General features: G+C 67.8%; 20 protein-coding genes. 6 read left to right on the top strand and 14 right to left on the bottom strand.

Annotated features, from left to right (window positions below; translation table 11 throughout):
* Window positions 1-119: 119 nt before the first annotated feature.
* From AC1DZV_RS13620 to mtrA, 4 genes are all read right to left on the bottom strand, one after another.
* Window positions 120-1,070: a ComF family protein gene (locus AC1DZV_RS13620; RefSeq protein WP_476953904.1), complete on the bottom strand. Its 951-nt coding sequence runs from the start codon at window positions 1,068-1,070 to the stop codon at window positions 120-122.
* A 245-nt stretch (window positions 1,071-1,315) separates the two neighbouring features.
* A complete protein-coding gene (locus tag AC1DZV_RS13625; RefSeq protein ID WP_476953905.1) occupies window positions 1,316-3,034 on the bottom strand; it encodes an LpqB family beta-propeller domain-containing protein in 1,719 nt (572 codons plus the stop codon).
* The gene (gene mtrB / locus AC1DZV_RS13630) at window positions 3,031-4,953 is read right to left on the bottom strand and encodes an MtrAB system histidine kinase MtrB (RefSeq protein WP_476951091.1); all 1,923 of its coding nucleotides are present in this window, start codon (window positions 4,951-4,953) and stop codon (window positions 3,031-3,033) included. The genes AC1DZV_RS13625 and mtrB overlap by 4 nt, the downstream gene beginning before the upstream one ends.
* Before the next feature lie 88 nt (window positions 4,954-5,041).
* A complete protein-coding gene (mtrA, locus tag AC1DZV_RS13635; RefSeq protein ID WP_026538469.1) occupies window positions 5,042-5,716 on the bottom strand; it encodes an MtrAB system response regulator MtrA in 675 nt (224 codons plus the stop codon).
* Window positions 5,717-5,907: 191 nt separating this feature from the next.
* Here mtrA and AC1DZV_RS13640 point away from each other — a divergent pair, with 191 nt between their 5' ends.
* Window positions 5,908-6,630: a DUF4166 domain-containing protein gene (locus AC1DZV_RS13640; RefSeq protein ID WP_476951092.1), complete on the top strand. Its 723-nt coding sequence runs from the start codon at window positions 5,908-5,910 to the stop codon at window positions 6,628-6,630.
* Window positions 6,631-6,696: 66 nt separating this feature from the next.
* Here AC1DZV_RS13640 and AC1DZV_RS13645 read toward each other — a convergent pair whose 3' ends face one another.
* From AC1DZV_RS13645 to mnmA, 7 genes are all read right to left on the bottom strand, one after another.
* On the bottom strand, window positions 6,697-7,740 hold the full coding sequence (locus AC1DZV_RS13645; RefSeq protein WP_476953906.1) for a uroporphyrinogen decarboxylase/cobalamine-independent methonine synthase family protein: 1,044 nt from the start codon (window positions 7,738-7,740) through the stop codon (window positions 6,697-6,699).
* Window positions 7,741-7,742: 2 nt separating this feature from the next.
* Window positions 7,743-8,159, bottom strand: a complete 417-nt coding sequence (locus AC1DZV_RS13650; RefSeq protein WP_476951093.1) for a chorismate mutase — start codon at window positions 8,157-8,159, stop codon at window positions 7,743-7,745.
* Between the two features lie 194 nt (window positions 8,160-8,353).
* A complete protein-coding gene (locus tag AC1DZV_RS13655) occupies window positions 8,354-10,057 on the bottom strand; it encodes an ABC transporter ATP-binding protein (protein WP_476951094.1) in 1,704 nt (567 codons plus the stop codon).
* Window positions 10,054-11,067, bottom strand: coding sequence for an ABC transporter permease (locus AC1DZV_RS13660; protein ID WP_476951095.1), 1,014 nt, complete (start codon window positions 11,065-11,067; stop codon window positions 10,054-10,056). The genes AC1DZV_RS13655 and AC1DZV_RS13660 overlap by 4 nt, the downstream gene beginning before the upstream one ends.
* Before the next feature lie 2 nt (window positions 11,068-11,069).
* Entirely contained in the window at window positions 11,070-12,161 is a 1,092-nt protein-coding gene (locus AC1DZV_RS13665; protein ID WP_028275995.1) for an ABC transporter permease, read from the bottom strand.
* Between the two features lie 125 nt (window positions 12,162-12,286).
* Complete coding sequence (locus AC1DZV_RS13670) at window positions 12,287-13,915, bottom strand: ABC transporter substrate-binding protein (RefSeq protein WP_028275994.1); 1,629 nt, start codon at window positions 13,913-13,915, stop codon at window positions 12,287-12,289.
* Between the two features lie 318 nt (window positions 13,916-14,233).
* A complete protein-coding gene (gene mnmA / locus AC1DZV_RS13675) occupies window positions 14,234-15,346 on the bottom strand; it encodes a tRNA 2-thiouridine(34) synthase MnmA (protein ID WP_243181186.1) in 1,113 nt (370 codons plus the stop codon).
* A 292-nt stretch (window positions 15,347-15,638) separates the two neighbouring features.
* Between mnmA and AC1DZV_RS13680 the strand changes: the two genes are divergently transcribed.
* Window positions 15,639-16,877 (top strand): NAD(P)/FAD-dependent oxidoreductase, encoded by a 1,239-nt coding sequence (locus AC1DZV_RS13680; protein WP_476953907.1) that lies wholly within the window; start codon window positions 15,639-15,641, stop codon window positions 16,875-16,877.
* An 8-nt stretch (window positions 16,878-16,885) separates the two neighbouring features.
* On the opposite strand, the gene AC1DZV_RS13685 is transcribed toward AC1DZV_RS13680, so the two are convergent.
* Entirely contained in the window at window positions 16,886-18,127 is a 1,242-nt protein-coding gene (locus tag AC1DZV_RS13685; RefSeq protein WP_476953908.1) for a cysteine desulfurase family protein, read from the bottom strand.
* A gap of 152 nt (window positions 18,128-18,279) precedes the next feature.
* On the opposite strand from AC1DZV_RS13685, the gene AC1DZV_RS13690 reads away from it, so the two are divergent.
* Window positions 18,280-19,332, top strand: a complete 1,053-nt coding sequence (locus tag AC1DZV_RS13690; protein WP_476953909.1) for a DMT family transporter — start codon at window positions 18,280-18,282, stop codon at window positions 19,330-19,332.
* Here the strand turns inward: AC1DZV_RS13690 and AC1DZV_RS13695 are convergent.
* Window positions 19,219-19,989, bottom strand: coding sequence for a helix-turn-helix transcriptional regulator (locus tag AC1DZV_RS13695; RefSeq protein WP_476953910.1), 771 nt, complete (start codon window positions 19,987-19,989; stop codon window positions 19,219-19,221). The genes AC1DZV_RS13690 and AC1DZV_RS13695 overlap by 114 nt on opposite strands.
* A gap of 92 nt (window positions 19,990-20,081) precedes the next feature.
* Here AC1DZV_RS13695 and AC1DZV_RS13700 point away from each other — a divergent pair, with 92 nt between their 5' ends.
* Entirely contained in the window at window positions 20,082-20,510 is a 429-nt protein-coding gene (locus tag AC1DZV_RS13700) for a hypothetical protein (RefSeq protein ID WP_476953911.1), read from the top strand.
* 48 nt (window positions 20,511-20,558) lie between these two features.
* Here AC1DZV_RS13700 and AC1DZV_RS13705 read toward each other — a convergent pair whose 3' ends face one another.
* Complete coding sequence (locus AC1DZV_RS13705) at window positions 20,559-21,470, bottom strand: diacylglycerol/lipid kinase family protein (RefSeq protein ID WP_476953912.1); 912 nt, start codon at window positions 21,468-21,470, stop codon at window positions 20,559-20,561.
* Between the two features lie 141 nt (window positions 21,471-21,611).
* Here AC1DZV_RS13705 and AC1DZV_RS13710 point away from each other — a divergent pair, with 141 nt between their 5' ends.
* A complete protein-coding gene (locus AC1DZV_RS13710) occupies window positions 21,612-22,598 on the top strand; it encodes a J domain-containing protein (RefSeq protein ID WP_476953913.1) in 987 nt (328 codons plus the stop codon).
* A gap of 82 nt (window positions 22,599-22,680) precedes the next feature.
* Window positions 22,681-23,148 carry a tRNA (cytidine(34)-2'-O)-methyltransferase gene (locus tag AC1DZV_RS13715; protein ID WP_476951102.1) on the top strand — a complete coding sequence of 156 codons (468 nt, stop codon included), beginning with the start codon at window positions 22,681-22,683 and terminating at the stop codon, window positions 23,146-23,148.
* Window positions 23,149-23,349 lie beyond the last annotated feature (201 nt).

Here is a 23,349-nt window from a genome sequence, read left to right on the forward strand (position 1 = left end):
ATCTGACTGACAGTCGAGCCCCTTTCCGAGCCGCTATCGACAGGTACATCTGTTCTTGGTACCCATCTTCGACGTTAGTTCATAGACACCTGTTATTCATCCTTTTACGGTTTATTTTTTTAGCCCCCACCGATCGTCCGCGCCGCCGCGGGGATGGCGGCGCGGACATCGGTGGCGGCCGGCGGGCGTGTCGCGGCCAGCACAACGGCGCCGCTGACAATGGCCCCCGTGGCCCGGAGCGCACGGGCCGCCTCCGCCAGGGTGGCGCCGGTGGTCAGCACGTCATCGACGATGATGCAGGCACGTCCTTCGACCCGCGCAGGCCACGGACCGGACCTGGCCCGGATGGATCCGCGAACGCGCCGGGCGCGCTCACCCCGGCCCAGTCCCTTCTGTCCGCCGGACAGGGAGCCGGCCCCTGTGGGGCCATCCCGCAACCGGCCCCACAGGGGCAAAGCCGGGGGTTTCGTGTTCCGCGCGCGCGGCACGGATTTCCGCAGCGCGTCCGCGACGGTGAACCCTGGGATTTCATCGCCGCGGCCGAGCCGACGGAGCAGGACATGGACGGGGCTGAAGCCCCGCCTGCGGTATGCGGCGGCGCTCGTGGGCACGGGGACGAGGACGAGTCCTTGGCCGGGCCCGGACGCGGCGTGGAGGGCGCGCGCCAGGCCCCGGGCCAGCTCGGCGCCCAGCCGGGCCTGCCCGTGGCTTTTGAAGGACAGCAGGCACTGCGCCAGCTCGGCCCGGTATGCCCCGGCCGCCACCACGGGCAGCAGCACGGAGCCGTCCATGTCCATCAGGGCCGGAGCCTGGGCCTCTGCCCGGAACGGCCTGAGCGTCAGCAGGCGCAGCTTACGGGAGCACGCGCCGCAGAGTGCCGAGTCCTCCGCCCCGCAGCAGACGCAGTCCACTGGAATGGCCAGGGCGAGTACCTCAGCCGCCGCTTCGGCTGTCCGGTCGCCCAGCCTCGCCAGCGGCCGCGCGTAGCTCCCGCGGTGGCGCGCCGCCCTGGCCGTGGCCGGGGCAAGGTCAGGGTCCGCTGCCGGGACCCGGGTGGTGTGGCTGCCCATCCTCCGATCCTGGACCGGGTGCGCCCCAGGTAGCAGCCCGGCGGCCCGCTATGTGGACAACACCCTGGCCGGAACCTTTCGCGGAACCTTCACCGGATCCGGGTGACGGCGGCACCGCCGTCGTCACCCGAGGGGCGTCAGTCAGCCGTCGTCCGAGGGGGCGTCAGTCAGCCGTCGTCCGAGGGGGCGTCAGTCAGCCGTCGTCCGAGGGGGCGTCAGTCAGCCGGGGAACGAGGGGTCGTCAGTCAGCCGGGGAACGAGGGGTCGATGGGGCCCTTGAGCTGCGGTGACCAGCCGTTGCCCAGCCGCTGGAAGATCCCTTCCGCGGACTGGCCGTAAATCTCGGCCGGTCCGTTGCCTGCGCTGAGGGCCGTCAGCCCGGGCCACGGCGCCAGCTGCTGCGGCTGCGCAGTGGTCAGCGACAACAGCTCGGGGGTGACGGCATCGCTGGCGGAGGCCTTCATGACCGCGACGGTGGTGTCATCCACCCAGACCCCTTGGTCCGGATCCCGGGGGGTCAGGAGGGTCAGGGGCACGGTCAGGTCCCTCGGGGTGCCGTCCGCGTTCCGGATGATCCCGGTGATCTGGACCTTGCTCTTGCCGTTCTGCTGCGAAATGACGAGGGCCCGTGTGCCGTCCCGGGAAATCCGGAACTCCTTCACCGTCCGGCCCGAGAGCCATCCCGGCGACAGGGTCACGGTGGGTACGCTGGCGTTCGCCGCCACACCGACCGGCCCGTAAGCCACCACCTCGGTGGCGCCGCCGGCACCCGGCCCGGCGGTCCAGACCCAGTCATAGCGGCCGAACGAAGGCCGGGACAGCGTTGCCCGCGTTGTCAGTGCCCTGGCGGGCTGGCCCGGAACGATCGAGTACAGCGTGGTGCGGGCGGCGTTGAGGAACGCGGCCGCCTGCGACTCGGTGGACTCCGCGGGCGCCCGGGGCGAGAGGGCTGCGACAGACCGGACGTCCGGGAGCGGTGAAATCCTGTTGTTTTCGTACCGGACCAGGTCATTGTTGCTGACGGCGATCTGGTAAGCGGGGACGCTTTCGTCCTGGACCGGAGGCAGCACCGTGCCGTTGTCCTCGACGCGCACCAGGTCCTGGTTGGCCCGGAGCTCAACGTTGATCACATCCGGCTGGCTGCGGAACGTCAGGGCAAGCTGCGTCTGCATCCGCAGCCGGTCCTCATTGGAGGCCTCGACCAGGTCCTTGGCGGTGAGATCCACCTGAGCGGCGCCGGATACCACGGGCACTGATTCGCGGGCCAGCTTGATGCCTGAAGGGAACGCGCTGACGACGGCGCCCTTGAGATAGGGGGCTGGTCCGCCCAGGAGCGCGCTCGTCATGGCTTTGACGGTCTTCTTGCGGATGAACCACCGGACGTCGGGCACCGCGTAGGTGAACGTGGGGTCGTAGAAGTAGATCGGGTACGCGCCGTAAATGACCTTGAAGGTCTCTTCCGGAATGGCCGTGCCGTCCGGAAGATCGGAGATTCGCCACTCGCCGTCCACCTGGGTCACGGTGACGGGTATGTTTTCGGTGGTGCCGTCGGGAAGCTGCGTGGCCACGCCGTCGGCGTCCACCGAATAGGCGAGGTCGAGCTGGTAGTTGAAGACATTTTCGACGCCGGTGGCCACCACCGTGGCCTTGCGGAACACGAGCGCCCGCTGGTCCGGCTTCCACGTCACCGACGAACCCTGGGTGAGGTACTGCCGGGCCACGGCGTAGTCGTCCTCGTAGCCGCTGCCGGCGAGGTAGAAGTCTTCGATCACCGCTTCGGGTCCGGCGCCGGGACGCGGCGCGGCCGGAAAGAAGACCGGGGCGTTCGGGTTTCCCGCACTCTCGTCCGTGCTCTTGCCCACCGGCCCCGAGCGCGGAATCTGGGCGCACGAGGTCAACAGAAGCAGGATGAGCGCCAGCAGCGCAGCCCCCACGCGGGTAAACCTGCCCGAAACCCCACTCATGCCCTGCCCTCCGTCCCGGTCCCCCGGGGGCCGGCCGAGCCGCCGTCCGGGATAGCCCCGCCGGCGGCACCGCTGCCGCCGTCGTCAGAAAAGTCGTCATCGAGGCCTTCTGCGAATCCGTCCGCGGAACCCTCAACACCGGTCCCGCGGCCCGCGGTCCGGAGCGGGTCCAGCAACACCACGGTGCGCTGGCGGCCTGCCTCGGGGAGCCCGACATTGACCGGTTCGAGCTGGAGCGGGGACCTGGTGATCGGCTCGTCCCGGCGCAGGGGAAGGGTCAGGCGGAAGTTCGACCCTTGTCCCTTGCTCCCCCAGGCCTGCAGCCAGCCGTCGTGGAGCTTGGTGTCCTCGGCGGCAATGGACAGTCCCAGCCCGCTGCCGCCCGTGGTGCGGGCCCGGGCAGGATCGGCGCGCCAGAAGCGGTCGAAGACGCGCGCCGCCTCAGCCGGGGTCATGCCGATTCCGTGATCCCGTACGGCCACGGCCACGGCGGTGCCGCTGGCGGCCACGGAAACGTTGACCGGCCGGCCCTCGCCGTGTTCGAGGGCGTTCAGGATCAGGTTGCGCAGGATCCGGTCGATCCTGCGGTCGTCCATGTCGACAATGACGCTGCCGGCCGGGGCGTTGAGGGTGACGGCGGACCCGTATTCGGCCGCGACGGGCGCCACCCCCTCGATGACATGCGCGACAAGCTGGACGATGTCGGTAGGCTCGGCGTCCAGGGTGGCGGCGCCGGCGTCAAAGCGGGAGATTTCCAGCAGGTCTGCCAGGAGCGACTGGAAGCGTTCCACCTGGTTGTAGAGCAGCTCCGCGGAGCGCTTGTTGATGGGGTCGAAGTCCTCGCGGGCGTCATAAAGGACTTCGGCGGCCATGCGCACCGTGGTGAGCGGGGTGCGGAGTTCGTGGGAGACATCGGAGACGAACCGCTGCTGCATCTGGGACAGCGTGGCCAGCTGGGTGATTTGCTCCTGGAGGCTTGCGGCCATGTGGTTGAACGAGGCGCCCAGGCGGGCAACCTCGTCCTCGCCTTTGACCACCATGCGCTCCTGCAGCTGGCCGGCCGCGAGCTTCTCGGAGACGACGGCGGCATGGCTGACCGGGCTGACCACGTTGCGGGTCACATACCAGGCGACGCCGCCGATCATGAGCACCAGCAGCGCGCCGCCGGCCAGCAGGACATTCTGGATCTCGTCGAGGGTCTTCTGCGCCGTGTTGAGGTCGTAGATGAGGTAGAGCTCGTAGACGGTGCCGTTGAAGGTCACCTTGTTGCCGACGGCGATGCCGGGCCGGTCTTCGGTCCCTACCGGGAACTGGGTGGACGCCCAGTACTGGTCCTTGCCCGAGTCCTGCACAGCCTTGCGCAGGTCCGGGGGGATGACGCCGATGGTGAGTTGGTCCGAGGCCCGGGATTCAACCCAACGGTTGCGGGGCTTGGTCTGCTCCGGCATGGCCTCGAAGACGTAGCGCCGCTGGATCACGGATCCGCGGCCTTCGACCGCGTTCAGGGTGTCATAGACCAGGGTGATGACGCTGGACTGGTCGGTGACCTGGGCGCCGTCGAACGTGTCCTGGACCTGCTTGACGTTGTAGCGCGTCTCCGATTCAGCCTGGGCGAGCCGTTCCTGGAACAGGTTGTTTGCGATCTGGTTGGACAGGTAGGCGCCCACCACCGCGAACGAGCCCATGGCCAGCATCAGCGTGGTCAGGACCGTCCGGAACTGCAGCGAACGCCGCCACTTCCGCTGTACCGCCCGGAGCAGATACAGGATGCCGGGCCACAGGCGCTGCATCCCGGTGCGGACCAGCCGGGCGACCCGGACGCCAACGATCCTCGCGCGTTTGGCCCACAAGCGGGTCCGGAAGGCCAGACGCCGCCAATGGCCCGGCCCGCCGCGGGGCGTTTCGGGCGCACGAGGCATGGACGTCTCTGGCGATGACGCCGCGGATGACTCGGCCGGCGGCGCCGTATCCGTTGCTATGGACTGCCGGACACTGCGGTCCGCAGGCTCAGGAACCTGCTTTATAGCCGACACCACGGACCGTCAATACAACTTCGGGGGCTTCCGGGTCACGTTCGATCTTGGACCTCAACCGCTGGACATGGACATTGACCAGGCGGGTGTCGGCGGCGTGCCGGTAGCCCCAGACCTGCTCCAGGAGCAGTTCGCGCGTGAACACCTGCCACGGCTTGCGGGCCAGGGCGACGAGGAGGTCGAATTCCAGCGGCGTCAGGGAGATCCGGTCGTTGCCGCGGCTGACCAGGTGGCCGGCCACGTCGATCGTGACATCGGCGATCCGCAAGGTTTCCGGTGCCTTCTGGTCACCCGGGCGGAGCCTGGCCCGGACCCGGGCGACGAGCTCGGCGGGTTTGAACGGCTTGGGCACATAGTCATCGGCACCGGACTCGAGGCCGCGGACCACATCCGAGGTATCCGCCTTGGCCGTGAGCATCACGATCGGGACGTCGGACTCGGCACGGACCTGGCGGCAGACCTCAATGCCGTCCATCCCCGGAAGCATGAGGTCGAGCAGGACGAGGTCCGGCTTGGAGGAGCGGAACACGTCCAGCGCCTGTGCGCCGTCCGCGCAGAAGACGGGTTCGAAGCCATCATTGCGCAGCACAATACCGATCATCTCGGCCAGAGCCTCGTCATCATCCACTACCAGAATGCGTGCCTTCATAGTTATATATTCCCCCATTGAATTGGCTTTGTCGTATCGGGCGGCCCACCGGCATAGTGCAACCGGGCCCGCCACCGCCGCCGGAACCCCGCCGGAACCGCGCCGATGCATGGGACGCTGTGACAATTGCCGCGTTGTCCTGCATGCTGTGGACAGGCCCAGTGAACCGGCCCGGACCGCAGGAGGAACCCGTGAACACCCCGATCTACCAGCGAGCCCTGGGCAGCGACTTTGCCCGACTGCAGCCGGAGCTTCAAGAATACTTTGCTTTGGCACCGGGTTCCGGCCACTACGGCGTCGGCGAGGGGGTGTTCGACGTCGTCGGCTGCCGGCAGGCCTGGCTGCGTCCCCTGCTGCGGCTCACCACCGGCGAGCAGGCCTTCTTCCCCGAGTACGGCGAGGGCGTCCGCTTCCGGATCGAGAACCACGCCCACCTGGACCCGTTCGGCAGGTCCAGCCTGACGGCCCGCCGGGAAATCTTCTTCCCGGGCACCACCCGGCTGTTCCAGGACACGACCAGCTTTGATGACGGCGGGAGTGATAACGGCGGGCGTGGGCCCGGGCTCGTGGATTACGTGGGCCGGTACCGGCGGCTCGTCACCGACCTCAATCTCAGCGTCACACCGGAGGGCCGGCTGCGCGGCGTGTCGGAGGTGTCGCGGCTGTTCGTGGGACCGCTCCGGATTCCGCTGCCGGCGGCCCTCGACGCCAAGGCCTACGCCGAGCAGTGGTGGGAGCCGCAGGACGGCGGCAGGCACCGGATCCAGGTCAAGGTGATCCAGCCCCAGCTCGGGCTGGTGCTGGTCTACGCCGGCCATTTCGACTACCGGCTCGAGCCCTACCCCGGCGGTATTGCGGCGCCGGGCTACCTGCCAGGTCACGCCCGACCGGACGCCTGGGAAAGCAGGGTCTGACCGGGGCCAGCAGGGGCACAGCGGACCCGGTTGCGGCCCGGACCGCCGGCGGCCGAAGGTGCCGCGCTAGCCGAGGGCGAGCTGGTTGAGCCCGTCCGCCACCTGGGTCAGCCGGGTCAGGACCGCCGCTGCAGTGGCGGGTGAGTGCCGCGCCAGGCCCTCCGACGGCGTGACCCGGAGCGCCCCCAGCGTGGACGCGGGCAGACCCAGCTGCCGCCATGGGCGCCATACGTTTTCCACGACGTCGCGGACCCTTGGCAGTGACGCGGCAGGATCAGCCACGTCCAGCGCGCCGGCCCAGAGCCGCTTGCCGGCCTCCACCGCGCCCGCGAGTTGTTCCCACTGGCGCGAGGTCAGTGCCCGAAGCGGCACGGCGATTCCATCCGCGCCTGCCGCCAGGATCCGCTCGAACGGCGCCTCGACTTCGGAGACGGCCACAACGGTCTCGACGGCGCCCGCGGCCCGGAGCGCGTCGATCACCAATTGCCAGGACTCGGTCACTTCCCGGCCCGGCACCGAACGCAGGGTCCGGTAACCGCTGGCGGTGGGAATGGTGCCGGCCAGCACCGACGCAATTTCAGGTTCATCGATCTGGACGACGATCCGGGCACCGGGGGCAGCCGCCGCCACCCGCTTGAGGTAGCCTTCCACGCCCGCTGCGAGCGAATCCGCGATGTCCCTGCGGGCACCGTAGTCGATCAGGGCCCGCTCGCCGTTGTGCAGGTGCAGCCCGGCGGCAAGGCTGAGCGGCCCGCGCAGCTGGATCTTGATATCGTCCGACGGTACTTCCTCGACGCCGATCACGTCCGCCAGGATGTTGATGTCGGTGGACAGGGCCGACTTGGCCCGCTGCAGGTCCTTGCCGGGCCGGTCCACGAACCGCCATCCATGCGGCTGGACGTCGACGGCGAGTTCCACGAGCAAAGAGGCGGTCCGGCCCAGGGAATCGGAGCCGACGCCGCGATCGGGAAGCTCGGCGAGGAACGGCAGGTGCGGGCTGCCCAGTTCACCGCGGATGATGCGGGCGGCCTCGGCCGGGTCCTCGCCCGGCCAGGGGCCAAGGGCGGTCGCGGTCACCTGGCCCGGTGCGGGCGCGTCTGGTGCTGGCATGGCTAGGCGTCTGCGGCGCGGGCGGCGTCCGCGGAGCCGGAGGCCTGGGCGGCCTGGTGGTCCTCGGCGATGGCCTCGTGGTGGCGGATGACCTCGCCGATGATGAAGTTCAGGAATTTCTCCGCGAAGGCCGGGTCCAGGTGGGCTTCGGCGGCGAGGTGCCGCAGCCGGGCGATCTGCGCCGTTTCACGGCCCGGGTCTCCGGCGGGAAGGTGGTGCGCGGCCTTGAGGAAGCCGACCTTCTGGGTGGCTTTGAAGCGTTCGGCGAGGAGGAAGACCAGGGTGGCATCGATGTTGTCGATGCTGGAGCGGATCGACAGCAGCTCCGCCATGACCGCGGGATCCACGGAACCGGCCAGGGAGCTTGCCGCCGGGTCGTAGGAATCGGCTTCGGGAAGGGTGGGGTTCTGCTCGGTCATTGACCCAGTCTAGGGGTTCGGCGGCGAATGCCTCCCGCTGTTAAGCACCGTTGCAGGCGCGCGCGGAGACACTAATGGGCATGCACACCGTTCATGGTGAACGGTGGGCATGCCCATTGGCTGTGGCCCTGCCGGAGCCCGGGCCGGCGCAGGATCGGGCCGCGCCGGATCGGGCAGGTGCCCGGTTCCGGCGGTTAGCTGTGGAGCACGGCCTTGAACGCCTCGCGGCGCCTGGCCTGTTCGTCGGGATCCGGAACGGGCAGGGATGCGATGAGTTTCTTCGTGTAGTCGTGCTGCGGGTTGCCCATCACCTGGTTGCCGAGGCCCTGCTCCACCATCTTGCCCTTGTAGAGCACGCCGACCCAGTGGGAGAGCATGTCCACCACGGCGAGGTCGTGGCTGATGAACAGGCACGCGAAGCCGAACTCCTGCTGGATCTCCTTGAACAGCTCCAGCACAACGGCCTGCACGGACACGTCCAGGGCCGAGGTCGGCTCATCGGCGATGAGCAGCTTCGGGTTCAGGATGAGCGCCCGCGCCAGCGAGGCGCGCTGGCGCTGCCCGCCGGAGAGTTCGTGCGGGAACCGGTCAGCGTACGACGCCGGCAGCTGCACGGACTCGAGCAGTTCACCGACCTTCTTGCGTGCCTCGGCCGCGGTCGGGTTGGAGTGGATGATCAGCGGTTCCGCCACGCAGTCGCCGATGGTCAGCTGCGGGTTGAAAGAGGCCGCCGGGTCCTGGAACACGAAGCCGATCTCCTTGCGGAGCGGCTTGAAGGTGCGCTCCTTGAAGTTCAGCATCTCGTAGCCCAGCACATTCAGGCTGCCGCCCGTGGTGCGGTTCAGGCCGGCGATTGCCCGGCCGATGGTGGTTTTGCCGGAGCCGGACTCCCCCACGAGGCCGAAGACTTCGCCTTCGGACACGGTGAAGCTGACGCCGTCGACGGCCTTGAACGCCGGGCTGCCGAGCCGCCCCGGATACTCGATGGTCAGGTTCTTTGCCTCGACCAGCACCTTGCCGCCCTGGTGGGCGCGTTCGACCATGCCCTCCGAGGCGGAGTTGCGGCCCAGGTGCGGGACGGCGGCGAGGAGCTTCTTGGTGTAGTCCTCCCTGGGCTCGGCGAACAGCACCCTTGAGGACGCCTCCTCCACGACGTCGCCCTGGTACATGACCACGACGCGGTCGGCGAGGTCGGCGACGACGCCCATGTTGTGCGTAATCAGCACGATGGAGGTCCCGTAGTTGTCGCGCAGGTCCCGCAGCAGTTCAAGGATCTCGGCCTGCACGGTGACATCCAGGGCGGTCGTGGGCTCGTCGGCCACGATGAGGCCAGGGTTCAGGGCCAGCGCGGCGGCAATCACGACGCGCTGTTTCTGGCCGCCCGAGAACTGGTGCGGATAGTAGTTGACCCGAGTTTCCGGGTCCGGGATGCCAACTTTGCGGAGGGCGTCAATTGCCCGCGCCTTGGCCTCCTTGGCCGAGACCTTGCTGCGGCCGCCGCTGCCGGCGTGTGCGCGGATGCCCTCGGCAATCTGCCACCCCACGGTGAAGACCGGGTTGAGGGCGGTGGATGGCTCCTGGAACACCATGGCCACGTCGCGGCCCCTGATCTCCCGCAGCTTGGCTTCGCTGACGCTGATGACGTTGTTGCCGTTGATCAGGACAGCGCCTTGGCTGATGGCCGTCTCCGGCAGCAGTCCCAGGATGGTCTTGGCGGTCACGGTCTTGCCGGATCCCGACTCGCCAACGATGGCGACGACCTCGCCGGGGTTGACCTGGAGGCTCACGTCCTTGACGGCATACACATCCCCGGCGTCGGTGGCGAAGGTGACTTTGAGCCGGTCGATGTCAAGGACCGGGCCTGCGCCTGCGCCGGGCTTGTCGATGTTGGTGGTCATAGAACTCTCGATTCTGCTTCGAGTGCAGCCTGGGTGCCGGCGGTGGAGTCTGGTCCGCCCTTGCCTGCCACGGCCTTCTTGCGGCCCCGCAGGCGGGGATCGTTGAGGTCGTTGATGCTCTCACCGACGAGGGTCAGCCCAAGCACGGTCAGGACGATCGCCGTACCGGGGTAGACACCGGTCCACCAGATGCCCGAGGAGGCATCTGCAATGGCCTTGTTCAGGTCATAGCCCCACTCGGCGGCGGAGGTGGGTTCGATGCCGAACCCCAGGAAGCCGAGGCCCGCCAGGGTCAGGATTGCCTCGGACGCGTTCAGCGTAAAAATCAGCGGCAGCGTGCGGGTTGCGTTCTTGAAGATGTGCCGGCCCATGATGCGGATGCTGGAGGCACCCACCACTTTGGCTGATTCGACGTACGGCTCCGCCTTCAGCCGGATGGTTTCGGCACGGATAACCCGGAAGTACTGCGGGACGAACACCACCGAGATGGAGATGGAGCAGGCAACAATGCCTCCCCAGAAACTGGACTGCCCGTGGCTGATGACGATTGACATCACGATGGCCAGGAGCAGTGACGGGAAAGCATAGATCGCATCGGCGATCACCACGAACACCCGGTCCAGCCAGCCGCCGAAGTAGCCGCTGACGAGGCCGAGGGCTACACCGAGGAAGATCGACATCGCGACGGCCACGATGATCACCACGGCGGCCGTCTGGGCACCCCAGAGCACCCGGGAGTAGACGTCATAGCCACCAACCGTGGTGCCCCAGATGTGGGCCGGGCTGGGGGGCTGCTGTGTCGGGAAGGGACCGGCGGCGTCGCTGAGCTGGGCAAACCCGTAGGGCGCGATCCACGGCGCAAACACGGCGACGAGCAGGAAGAGGGCGGCCAGCACCATGCCCGTGACGAGCATGCCGCGTTGCAGCCCGACGCTCGAGCGGAAATGCGAGATCACCGGCAGCCGGTAGATGAGGGGCTGCTTGCGCCCGCTTACTTTGGTTGCATTCATGGCTAGTACCTCACTCGCGGGTCGATCAGGGCTGCGACGACGTCCACGATGAAGTTCGTGACGGCAACGATGACCGCCAGCATCACGACGATTCCCTGGACGGCGACGAAGTCGCGGGCGTTCAGGTATTGCACCAGCTGGTAGCCGAGGCCCTTCCACTCGAAGGTGGACTCCGTGAGGACGGCGCCGCCGAGCAGGAGGGCAATCTGGAGCCCCATGACAGTGATGATCGGGATGAGGGCAGGCTTGTAGGCATGCTTGGTCACGAGCCGGTAATTACTGACGCCACGGGACCTGCCGGCCTCGACGTAATCCTTGCCGAGAGTGCCGATGACGTTGGTGCGGACCAGCCGCAGGAAGACCCCTGCCGTCAAGAGCCCGAGGGTGAGTGCGGGGAGGACGGAATGGGCCGCGACATCGCCGAACGCGGCCATGTTGCCGCTGCGCAAGGCATCGAGCCAGTAGATCCCGGTCGGTGCGGCCAGGCTTCCCATGGCCAGTTCGGTCCTGGTGGAGGCCCGTCCTGCGACGGGCAGCCAGCCCAGCCAGACGGAGAAGGCCAGCTTCATCAGCAGGCCGGCGAAGAACACCGGGGTCGCGTAGCAGAGGATGGCGAAGAACCGCAGGAATGCGTCCGGCGCCTTGTCGCGCCGGTAGGCGGCGATCAGCCCGAGCGGGATGCCGACCAACAGCGCCACGATGAGGGCATTGATGGCCAGTTCCAGGGTTGCCGTGCCAAACGTGATGATCATTTCGACCACAGGGCGGCGGTCGGTGATGGTGGTGCCGAAGTTGCCGGTCGCCACCTGGCCGACGTATTCGAGGTACTGCACGAGGATCGGGCGGTCGTAGCCGGCGTCGTGGATGCGCTGCGCGAGCGCCTCCGGCGGAAGCCTGCCGCCCTGGGCTGCAGTGATGGGGTCGCCGATGACCCGCATCAGGAAGAAGACCAAAGTCACCAGAATGAAAATGGTCGGAATGATCAGGAAGAACCGGATCAGGATGTAGGTCCCCAAGCCCCCACCCGAGGATTTTTTCTTGGACGGAAGAAGTCCGTCGGCGTCGTTTAGCGGCGCCTCAGTCAATGTTGTCATTGGTACCTAAGATTGTGCTGTCGCGGCCTTGGGCGGGCCGGCGTGAACTGCAGGATGCGGCAATGACCAGCAAAGGCGGGGCGCCGCGAGGGCGCCCCGCTGGTCAGGACAGCAGGGCTGCAGCCTTACTTGGAAATAGTTCCCAAACGGAACTTGAAGGAGGCATCGAGGGTGGAATCGACACCCTTGACACCGCTGCCGGAAATGGCAACCTGCGCGCCCTGGAGCAACGGAAGCGTGGAGATGTCCTTGGCGAGGGCATTCTGCGCATCCTTGATCGTGGACTCGCGTTCAGTCTTATCGACGGTGGTGAGCTGCTTGCTGATCAGGTCGTTGACGGTGGGGTTGTTGTAGTGGTTCTTCAGGAAGCCGCCCTCCGGGAAGAACGGGGTCAGGTAGTTGTCGGCGTCACTGAAGTCGGGGAACCAGCCAAACTGGAACAGCGGGTATTCGTCGGCGCGGCTGGCCTTGCTGTAGGTGACCCATTCCGTGGACTGCAGGTTGACCTTGAACAAACCGGACTTCTCCAGCTGGTCCTTGATCATGGCGTACTCGTCGCCGGAGGACTTGCCGTAGTGGTCCGGGTTGTACTGAAGGTTCATCGAGACAGGGGTCGTCACGCCGGCGTCGGCCAGGACCTTCTTGGCCTTGTCCAGGCTCGGCTTGCCGGCGTCGCCGTAAGCGTCCTTGAACGATTCGTTGGCGCCCAGGAAGCCGTTGGGAACGTTGGAGTACAGCGGCAGGTAGGTGCCCTTGTAGACCTGGTCCGCGATGGACTGCCGGTCAACGAGGTTCGCGATGGCCTGGCGGACGGCGAGCGCCTTGGCCGGATCGGCGTCGGCAGCCTTGGCACCGAACGGCATCGTGTCGAAGTTGAACGTGATGTAGCGGATTTCGCCGCCGGGGCCAACGTTGACCTTGACCTTGGAGTCCTTCTTCAGGTCATCGACGTCGGTGGCGCTCAGGCTGCGGTTCGCGACGTCGATGTTGCCCTGCTGGATGTCCAGCTTCATGTTGGTGGGGTCGGCGTAGTACTTGATCGTGGCGGCGTCGTTGGCCGGCTTGCCGAGAACCCCCTGGTAGTCAGGGAATGCCTTGAAGCTGACCAGCTCGTTCTTCTTGTACGTGTCGATCACGTACTGGCCGTAGAACGCCTTGGCCTTGACGATCGAGTCATCGTCAAGCAGTTTGTCGGCCGGGAAGACTTCATCGTCTACGATCGGCGCGGCGGGGCTGCTGAGGATCTGAGCGAAGGTCTGGTCGTTCGCCTGCTTCAGCTTGAAGACCACGGTGTTGGCATCGGGGGCGGTGATGCTTTCGATGTTGGTCAGCAGGCTTGCAGGACCGGCGGGATCGTTGATCTTGGTCTGCCGGTCGAAGGAGAACTTGACGTCCTTGGAGTCGAGCGTGTGGCCGTTGGCCCACTTGAGGCCCGGCTTGAGCTTGACCGTGTACTCGTTCGGCGAGGTGAAGGACGCGGACTCGGCCAGGTCCGGCACGGGATCTGCGCTGCCGGGCTTCGAGTTGAGGAGGAAGGAGTAGATCTGGTTCATCACCATGAACGAACCGTTGTCATACGCGCCCGCCGGATCCAAGGCAGTGACCTTGTCCGTGGTGCCGTAGGCGATCGGACCGCTTGCTGCGGCTGATGACCCGCCAGCGCCCCCGGTCGGCCCTGTGCAGGCCGTCAGTGCAAAGGCGGAAACCCCGGCCAGCGCGATGACGCTGTGCCAGGCCTTTTTGTTCATTGCCATCTGTGAACTTTCTGTTCGATGCGTTCTAGCGCAGCCCGAAGTGAAACGACTGACTCGTCGGGCGGCACGCTTTGCTGATTCCTAGATTCAACCAGACGATCATTCGGTGAAACGTTGCATTTTGTGAGTTGAGACACAAAATTTACACGATTCGAAGGTTTCTCTCATTTTCTGCAGGATTCCGCCCGGATCTTCGGCAGGGTCCTGCGCGTCCGGGCGCCCTGGACGGCCGGGTAGTCGGACGACGACGGAGGGTACAGACGACGAAGGGCCCCGCCAACTGGCGGGACCCTTTGCTGGAGTCGGTGGGGCGGGCGGCTAGAGCGCGGCCCTCTGCAGCGAGCGCGCGGCATCGATCGTGGCCTGGCCGAGCACGCGGCTGCCCTGGTAGAGCACCACCGTCTGGCCGGGGGCCACGCCGCGCAGGGGCTCGGTGAGGGTGACCACAAGCTCGTTGTCCGCCATGTGTGCGCGGGCAGGGACGGGGTCGCCGTGGGCGCGGACCTGGGCGTAGCAGTCAAACTCTTCGCCGGTCGCCACCTCGGCGATGGGCAGCCCCGCCCAGGAGACCTTGATGCCTCGGATTTCGTCGATGGCGAGCAGGGCCTCCGGTCCCACCACCACCTTGTTCTCCTTGGGCCGGATCTCCAGCACGAACCTCGGCTTGCCGTCCGCGGCCGGGGTGCCGAGCTTCAGCCCGCGGCGCTGGCCCACGGTGAACGCGTTGGCGCCCGGGTGCTCGCCGACCTTCGCGCCGGATTCGTCCACGATGTCCCCCGTGGTCATTTCAATCTTCTCGGCGAGCCAGCCGGCGGTGTCGCCGTCGGGAATGAAACAGATGTCGTGGCTGTCCGGCTTGTTCGCCACGGAGAGGCCGCGGCGCTCCGCCTCCGCGCGGACCTCGGCCTTGGACGGCGTCTCGGCCAGCGGGAACATCGAGTGCTTGAGCTGTTCGTGGGTCAGCACCCCCAGCACATAGCTCTGGTCCTTGGCCCAGTCCGCAGCGCGGTGCAGTTCGGGGTTGCCGTCCGCGTCCGTGATGACCTTCGCGTAGTGGCCGGTGCACACGGCATCGAAGCCCAGGGCGATGGCCTTCTCCAGCAGCGCGGCGAACTTGATCCGCTCGTTGCAGCGCATGCAGGGATTGGGGGTGCGGCCTGCGGCGTACTCATCGATGAAGTCCTGGACGACATCTTCCTTGAACCGTTCGGAAAAGTCCCAGACGTAGTACGGGATCCCGAGGATGTCGCACGCACGCCAGGCGTCGCGGGAGTCCTCGATCGTGCAGCAGCCGCGGCTGCCGGTTCGCAGGGTGCCCGGCATCCGGGACAGCGCGAGGTGGACGCCGACGACGTCGTGCCCCGCCTCGACGGCGCGGGCGGCGGCAACGGCGGAATCGACGCCGCCACTCATGGCTGCAAGAACTCGCATACTGGCTTTCTCTAGGGTTCGGGGTGTCACAGGCTCCGGGGCTGCTGTTCGCAGCTGCGGTGCTGCTGGGCTTTTACTGCTGGGCTACTGCCGGGCTTTCACTGCTGGGTTGAACCTGGGTTGAACCGCAGTGCTACTGCTGGCCCCTGGAAATTGCACAATGCCTGCCCCGCCATTCTATCGCCACGCCGAATCCTCCCCAAAAGGCCTTGACGGGACCGCCTCCCCCTTCTAGCGTCAGGACAAGCGGTTTTAGAGAACGGAAGCACGCCGACGCGGGAATCGAGCGGACATGACTGTCGGGAACATCGTGATCGTGGGCGGCGGGCTGGCCGGCGCCACCGCCGCCAAAACATTGAGGGCGGAGGGCTTCAGCGGTCCGATGGTGCTGGTGGCCGCCGAGTCCCACCAGCCGTACCTGCGCCCGCCGCTGTCCAAGGAGTACCTGCTGGGCAAGGCCGGCGACGACGCCCTGCCGGTGGTGCCCGAGGAGTGGTACGACGCGAACGACGTCGACCTCCGGCTCGGCGTCCAGATCACGGCGCTGGACCCGGCTGCGCGGGCTGTGGTTCTGGATGACGGGCGACGGCTGGAGTACGGCTCACTCCTGCTTGCCACGGGAGCGCGGCCCAGGACCATCCCGCTGCCCGGCAGCGGGCTCGAGGGCGTCAGCACGTTCCGGACGGTCGAGGACAGCCGGCGTCTGCACGCCCGCCTTGCCGGCGGCGGTTTGCACGTGGTCATGGTCGGGTCCGGGTGGATCGGGATGGAACTGGCCGCTGCCGCCAGCACCTTTGGAAACACCGTCACCCTGATGGGGCTGGAGGACGTGCCGCTGGGCGCGGCGATTGGTCCGGACCTGGGCGGCTTCTTCCGCGAGCTGCACGAGGCCCACGGGGTTCAGTTCAGGCTTCCGGCGTCCGCTGCCGAGATTCAGGGGTTGTTTGGACGGGCGACGGCAGTGGTCACCGACTCGGGCGAGGTCCTGCCCGCCGACCTCGTGGTCATCGCCGTCGGCGTTGTGCCGGAGGTCGGGCTGGCCGAGGCGGCCGGGCTCGGGATCCGCAACGGCATCCTCACCGACGCGTCGCTGCGGACCTCGGCGCCCGGGATCTTCGCCGCCGGCGACGTCGCCAACGCCCTGCACCCGTTCACCGGGGAACACCACCGCAGCGAGCACTGGTCCAATGCCCTGAATGGCGGCAAGGTGGCAGCCAAGGCGATGCTCGGCCTCGACGCCACGCTGGACACCATCCCGTACTTCTACACGGACCAGTACGACGTCAGCATGGAGTACTCGGGCTTCCCGACGCTCGTTGCCGGCCCGCCGGTCATCCGCGGCTCGCTTGCGGACAAGGAGTTCATTGCCTTCTGGCAGCGCGAAGGCCAGGTGATCGCCGGAATGAATGTCAACTGGCCCCGCGCCGCCAAGCCGCAGAAGGCGATCAAGGCGCTCATCAACGCCCGCACCGCCGTGAGTCCGGGCCTGCTTGCCGACTCCTCGGTGCCCCTGGATCAGCTGCTGGATTAGCTCCTGGATTAGCTCCCTGCGGGGGCTTGACGGGCGGCCTCGCGCGCGACCGTTCCGGCGGTCTGGATGCTGGACTCGTGCCCGGCCATGCCGGCCTGGCGGGCCCGGGCGTAGGCGCCCGGCAACGCCGCGAGGAGGGCATCGACGTCGGCGTCGGTTGAGGAATGCCCGAGAGTAAAGCGCTGCGCCCCCCTCGCCGTGTCCTCGTCCAGGCCCATCGCCAGCAGCACATGGGAGGGCCTCGGAACACCTGCGGTGCAGGCGGAGCCCGTGGAGGATTCGACGCCGGCGAGGTCCAGCAGGAACAGCAGCGAGTCCCCTTCGCAGCCGGGGAACGTGAAATGCGCATTGCCGGGCAACCGCCCGGCGCCCGGGGCGCCCCGCAGGACGGCTTCGGGGACGGCCGCACGGACCCCCTCGATCAGCCGGTCGCGAAGGGCCGAGATTCTGGCAGCTTCCTCGGGGAGTTTCGCGGCAACGGCCTCGGCGGCCGCGGCAAACGCGGCGATCGAGGCCGTGTCCAGCGTCCCGGAGCGTACGTCGCGTTCCTGCCCGCCGCCATGCTGGACCGGGGTCAGCTTCACCGCCCGGCCCAGGATCAGCGCGCCCACGCCGACCGGTCCGCCGATCTTGTGCCCGGAGACGGACATGGCGTCCAGGCCCGTCCCGCGGAAGTCAACGGGCAGGGAGCCGAAGGCCTGGACGGCGTCGGAGTGGACGGGTACGCCGGCGGCGTGTGCCAGTTCCACAACCCGGGCGACGGGCTGGATGGTGCCGACCTCGTTGTTGGCCCACATGACGCTCACCAGTGCGATCGATCCCGGATCCCGGGACAGCTCGGCTTCGAGCACGGCCAGGTCCACGACGCCCGCGTCATCCACGGGGAGCCAGGACACGTCGGCGCCTTCATGCCGTTCGAGCCATTCGACGGTGTCCAGCACCGCGTGGTGTTCGACGGCGGAACAGAGGATGCGGGTCCGCGCCGGGTCCTCGGCACGGCGGGCCCAGTACAGGCCCTTGACCGCCAGGTTGTCCGCCTCGGTCCCGCCGGAGGTGAAGATGATCTCCGAGGGATGGGCGCCGGCGGCCGCCGCGAGTACTTCCCGCGCGTCCTCCACGGAGCGCCGGGCACGGCGGCCCGATCCATGCAGCGAGGACGGGTTGCCGGTCCGGGCCAGTTCGCGCGTCAGTGCGGCCAGCGCTTCCGGGGCGAGGGTGGTGGTGGCGGCGTGATCGAGGTAGACAGGCACAGCCCAATTCTACCTGCGCGCGCCCGGGCCGCCGCGGCGCCAGGGCGAAGGCACAGTGTCAGGGCAGAAGCAAAGTTGTCAGGGCGAAGGCACCGGCCTGAGGCACGGTGAAGGGCACGGTGAAAGGCACGGGGCCGGTGTACATTCAAGCGGTGAAAGCGCCACTCTGCCTTGTGCTGGCCACCTTGTTCTGGTCTGGCAATTTCGTCGTCGGACAGGCCGCCAGAGCCTCCATGACCCCGCTGGACCTGACCTTTTGGCGCTGGAGCCTGGCCGCCGTGCCGCTGCTGATCCTGGCCCACCTCATCGAACGGCCCGACTGGGGCGCGGTGCTGCGCCGCTGGCCCGTGCTTCTGCTGCTGAGTGTCCTGGGCATGAGCGGCTACACACTGCTGCTCTACGGCGCGCTCGGATTCACGTCCGCGATGAACGCCTCGCTGGTGACGGCCGCAAACCCGGCCCTCATTGTGGTCATGGCGATTGTCCTGCTCGGTGAGAAGACCACACGGCTGGGCTGGCTCGGCATCTGCCTTGGCCTGCTGGGTGTGCTGCTGGTCCTGACCCAGGGCGAGCTGGCCCGCGTGGTCAGCCTCGCCGTCAACACCGGTGAGCTCATGATGATCGGCGCGATCATCGTCTGGGGCTTCTACACCATCGTTGCCCGCCGGCTGGCCGTGCCGCCCATCGCGGCCACAGCGGTGCAGGTGGTGATCGCAACCGTGACGCTGGCGCCGTTTGCCCTCGCCATGAACGTGCGGTTTCCCGACACCGCGGCCGAAGGCTGGTCGATGGCGTATATCGCCCTGTTCCCGTCCCTTGGTTCCTATCTCCTCTGGAACCTGGCGCTGAAAACCACCCCGTCCGGGACCGCCGGAAACTACCTCAACCTGATGGTGGTCTTCACCGCGATCATCACCGTGCTGTTCGGGACCCCGCTCACCCTGGTGCAGATCCTGGGCGGCCTCCTGGTGATCGCCGGCGTGCTGCTGACCGGAATCAAGGGCCAGGCCCGCAACGCCGGCCACCCCAGCGGCAGGGCCCAACCCGGACCGCCCGCCGCCGCGTCAGGCAGGCTCACGCAGGCAGCCCGGTCACGGTGGAAGAATACGGGCACAGCACTGCCCGGGCCGCGCGCCGCCGTGCTCCCTGAGATCTTCAATGGCGAGCGCTTCGATCCGGCCCGGTTCGATCCCCAGGGCCATTGAGGCCCCGCCGAGAAAAGCTCCGTTCATGGCACACACCACGCCTGCGTGCCCGGCGGCGAGGCGATGGAACGGGCAGTTCAGCAGCACCAGTCCCCCGCCGCCGTCGTCCGCCGGGCAGTAGCCCTGCCCCGCCAGGAAGTCCGCGAACGGGCCGGCGCCATCGGGGCTGCCGGCGGAGTCCGCAGGCCCCGCCCCGGTGGCCCCCGCCGGCTCGCGGCCGGCTGCGCGGGCTGCCGACTCACCCGCTGACTGCCCCCTGGCGCGGGCAGCCCGAAGCAGGGCCTCCCGCGGCGAACCGCCGCCGCTGGTTGCGTCCTCGATCGCGGACACCAGCAGCTCGGCGGCGAGATCATAGTGGCGGTCGGGCACCGAGGCCGCGACCTCATCCACGGCGGCCCGGTACAGCTTGGCGGGCCGGCCGGACCCCGGGCCCTCCCGCCCTCCGAGCTTGCGGAACTCCACGGCCAGCAGCCCGTCTTTCACGAGCCGGTCCAGATGGAACGAGGCAGTGCTCCGCGCCAGGCCCACAGCCTGCGCGGCATCGTCCCGGCCAACGGCATCTGCCGCTGAGGCGACGAAATCAAACAGCCTCCTGCGGCTCTCGTCTCCCAGCGACGCGACCGCCGCCAGCCTGTGGTTCCCCGGAAGCTTGGTCATGACACAAGAATATCTCTAAAAACAAGAATCATTGCTTAATCCCCGTGGGGCCCTCTAAAATCGAGATATCCACTTTTAGAAGGAGCGATGCCATGAAAGTTTCCCCAGCCCCCGCCACTCCCGCACAGCAGCTCACGGCGGACCGTCAGGCCTTCCTGCTGCTGCGGACCCTCTTTACCGTTGCGCCGATCCTGTTCGGCCTGGACAAGTTCACAAACCTGTTGACCGACTGGACGATGTACCTGGCGCCCGTGGTGACCCAGGTGGTCCCGCTGCCGGCCCAGACGATCATGTATATCGTTGGCGTGGTGGAAATCGTCGCCGGCGTGGCGGTGGCGCTGCGCCCGCGCTTCGGATCGGCGCTCGTGGCCGCCTGGCTGCTGGGCATCATCATCAACTTGATCATCCTCGGCGGCTTCTATGATGTCGCTCTGCGTGACTTCGGGCTGCTCGTGGGTGCCCTGGCACTGAACAGGCTGTCCCCGCGCAGGGCTGTGCCGGCCGCTACGCCAGGCAGCTAGGCCAGACGGCGGGTGCCGGCAGCGGAGCGAAGACGCCAGGCCACGCCACTACGCCAGGACACAGACGGCCCGCGGAACGACCTCAATGGTCATCGGGAGCGCCCCGATCCGCTCGCCGTCGGCGTAGGCCACGATATTGCCGGCGGACAGTTCCACGGTGCGGACCCGGCGAAGCCGCACGGCGGGGTGGCCCACGTGCTTGCCGGCAAAGACCTTCGGGAACACGGCCAGCAGCCGGGTCCGGGACAGCCGGTTGACAATGAAGAGGTCCAGGTAGCCGTCATCAAGGGCGGCTCCCGGGACGATCCTCATCCCGCCGCCGATCGACTGGCCGTTGGCGATGGAAATCAGCATGGCGCCCTGCTGCCACTGCTCGCCGTCGGCCGTCACCGTGTAATCGATGGCCCGGAACGACGCCAGTTCCCGCAGCATGGCGAGCTGGTAGCGGATCTTGCCGCGCGGCCAGCGCCAGCCATTGGCCCGCTCATTGACGGCGGCATCGAACCCGGCCGAGACCGCGCCCGCAAACAAACGGGAGGATCCTCCGGCGGTGATCCTGCCGGCGTCGATCATCCGGCCGCCGCCGGCCAAAGACTCCAGCGCCCGCTCGCAGGCCGCCGGGAGGTTGTGCAGCGGCAGGCCCAGCGCCCGGGCCGTGTCGTTGCCCGTCCCGGCGGGAATGATGCCCAGCGGAACCCGGCGGCGGGCACCGGCACCGGCACCTTCACCTGCTATCGCGTTAAGCCCGAGGTGGACCATGCCGTCGCCGCCCACGACCACGAGGGCATCCACGCCCGGCTCCAGCGCATCCTCAACTGCCTGCGCGAGCCCGGCATAACTGTCCGCGCACAGCAGCAGGACCTCCGCCCCGGCTGCACGGAAGCGCGCCGCCGCGTCCTTGCCGGCGTGCCGCGCCCGGCCAAAGGATGCGCGCGGGTTGACGGCGACGGCGATCAGCATGCGCTGAATTATGCCAGCCGGCGGGAACCATCCCTGTGCACGCAGTCGTTATTCCTCCAGCCGGTTAAACTGGGCACGCCGGACGCCCACGAACGGTCCGGCATTCCTCCCGCCGGCACCATCAACGAAAAGGATCTCTGTTTGACGCAGGGCAGCAGCTCGCATTACCAGGTCCTCGGGATCCCCGTGACGGCGACGGAGAAGGACATCAAAGTCGCGTACCGCAAGGCCGCCCGGACCGCCCACCCGGACCACGGCGGCGACCCTGCAGCGTTTCGGCGCGTCACGCTCGCCTACGAGACCCTCATCGACACCAAACGCCGCGCGGACTACGACCGCTCTTACGGCAGCACATCCGGCGGCGCGTATTGGTCGCCCGCCGGCGATGAGGGCGCCCACTTCGACGCGCCCGCCGCGGGCAGCCGGGCGTCAGCCAACGTGCGCCGGCCAAACACGCCGCGGAATACGGCCGCGGATCCACCCGTCTACGTTCCCCCGTTCGAGCAGTTTGACGGCGGGTCGGCGGTGCCGCTGATTCCCGCCAGCGTCGCCCGGCAGCAGGTCCACGGCATGCCCCGCAAGCGCGGCATCTTCGGCGCCGAAGCCCGGATCCAACGCGAGATGCGCACCGTGCAGCTCATCAGCAGGCAGATCCTTACCACCATCCCGGCGGCGCGCCTTGTCAACGGGCTGCAGTCCCCGGCGGACAACAGCCACATCGACCACGCGGTCCTTGCCGGGTACCGTCTCGCGATCGTCGGATCCATGCTCCTGCCGCCGGGTGCCTATGCATGGAACGGCAGCACGTTGACCCACGGCGGACGCTCCGTCGCCCCGCCCCAGCTGGGCCACATCGTGCGCCGGATGCAGGACATATTTCCCGAGCTCAATGTCACCGGCTGGATTGTCGTCCACAGCACGGACGGCAATCTGCATCAACCGGTCATCGACCGGCACCGCCGCGCCCCCGGCGGCCAGGGAAGCGGGTACGGGGAAGGCTCGGGCCTTGTCGAGGTGGTCAACGCCGCGGGCCTGGCCCGCGGCCTGAAGTTGTTCCTCGGCTCGGGCCCGGCGCCCAACACCGTCAACGTTCCCGTACTGGCCCGCCTGCTGCGCGGAATGCACTAGATTCCGCCCGGGCGCTCCCCTGCGCCCCGGGGACGGAAGGCCCGAGGCGCGTTCGACGCCGGCGGCTCGCTAGGATGGGACGGTGTTCCGCATCCTCTTCCACACCCCAGAAATCCCCGGCAATACGGGAAACGCCATCAGGCTGGCTGCCATCACGGGCGCCGAACTGCATCTGGTGGAGCCCCTGGGCTTTGACTTTTCCGACGCCAAACTCCGGCGGGCGGGCCTTGATTACCACGACCTCGCCGTCGTGACCGTCCACCCGGACATCGACGCGGCGTGGGCCGCTCTCGAGCCGGAACGGGTATTTGCCTTCACCTCCGACGGCGAGACCACGTACACAGACATCCGCTACCGTGCCGGCGACGTCCTCCTGTTTGGTCCTGAATCCGTAGGCCTGCCAGAGGAAGTCAAACGCAGTCCCCGGGTGACGTCCCGGGTGCGCCTGCCGATGCTCCCATCCCTCCGGTCACTGAACCTGGCCAACGCCGCATCCATCGCCGTCTACGAGGCGTGGCGCCAGAACGGGTTCGCCGGGGCCAAGTTGTAGCGGTCCGCCGCGTAGGCCCGCCAGGACGTGCGGCGGCCACATGGTCGGCCCGCGGGAAAGAATTCCCGCGCAGCGCGCCCATCCAGGTGCCGGGCCGCACCGAATCACTTCTGAAGGCGGACACCAATCCGCCCACTCACATTGTGTCTACCGGGCATTGTGCGGAGAAACGGAAGGGAGCGAGGAGCGGCAGGTGAAAAC

The organism is Arthrobacter sp. P1_D12 (assembly GCF_056406175.1).

What these genes read in the sequence shown, in the direction of transcription:
- AC1DZV_RS13620 (WP_476953904.1), bottom strand. Translation starts at nt 1,070, where the DNA reads ATGGGCAGCCACACCACCCGGGTCCCGGCAGCGGACCCTGACCTTGCC.
- AC1DZV_RS13625 (WP_476953905.1), bottom strand. Translation starts at nt 3,034, where the DNA reads ATGAGTGGGGTTTCGGGCAGGTTTACCCGCGTGGGGGCTGCGCTGCTG.
- mtrB (WP_476951091.1), bottom strand. Translation starts at nt 4,953, where the DNA reads ATGCCTCGTGCGCCCGAAACGCCCCGCGGCGGGCCGGGCCATTGGCGG.
- mtrA (WP_026538469.1), bottom strand. Translation starts at nt 5,716, where the DNA reads ATGAAGGCACGCATTCTGGTAGTGGATGATGACGAGGCTCTGGCCGAG.
- AC1DZV_RS13645 (WP_476953906.1), bottom strand. Translation starts at nt 7,740, where the DNA reads ATGCCAGCACCAGACGCGCCCGCACCGGGCCAGGTGACCGCGACCGCC.
- AC1DZV_RS13650 (WP_476951093.1), bottom strand. Translation starts at nt 8,159, where the DNA reads ATGACCGAGCAGAACCCCACCCTTCCCGAAGCCGATTCCTACGACCCG.
- AC1DZV_RS13655 (WP_476951094.1), bottom strand. Translation starts at nt 10,057, where the DNA reads ATGACCACCAACATCGACAAGCCCGGCGCAGGCGCAGGCCCGGTCCTT.
- AC1DZV_RS13660 (WP_476951095.1), bottom strand. Translation starts at nt 11,067, where the DNA reads ATGAATGCAACCAAAGTAAGCGGGCGCAAGCAGCCCCTCATCTACCGG.
- AC1DZV_RS13665 (WP_028275995.1), bottom strand. Translation starts at nt 12,161, where the DNA reads ATGACAACATTGACTGAGGCGCCGCTAAACGACGCCGACGGACTTCTT.
- AC1DZV_RS13670 (WP_028275994.1), bottom strand. Translation starts at nt 13,915, where the DNA reads ATGGCAATGAACAAAAAGGCCTGGCACAGCGTCATCGCGCTGGCCGGG.
- mnmA (WP_243181186.1), bottom strand. Translation starts at nt 15,346, where the DNA reads ATGCGAGTTCTTGCAGCCATGAGTGGCGGCGTCGATTCCGCCGTTGCC.
- AC1DZV_RS13680 (WP_476953907.1), top strand. Translation starts at nt 15,639, where the DNA reads ATGACTGTCGGGAACATCGTGATCGTGGGCGGCGGGCTGGCCGGCGCC.
- AC1DZV_RS13695 (WP_476953910.1), bottom strand. Translation starts at nt 19,989, where the DNA reads ATGACCAAGCTTCCGGGGAACCACAGGCTGGCGGCGGTCGCGTCGCTG.
- AC1DZV_RS13700 (WP_476953911.1), top strand. Translation starts at nt 20,082, where the DNA reads ATGAAAGTTTCCCCAGCCCCCGCCACTCCCGCACAGCAGCTCACGGCG.
- AC1DZV_RS13705 (WP_476953912.1), bottom strand. Translation starts at nt 21,470, where the DNA reads ATGCTGATCGCCGTCGCCGTCAACCCGCGCGCATCCTTTGGCCGGGCG.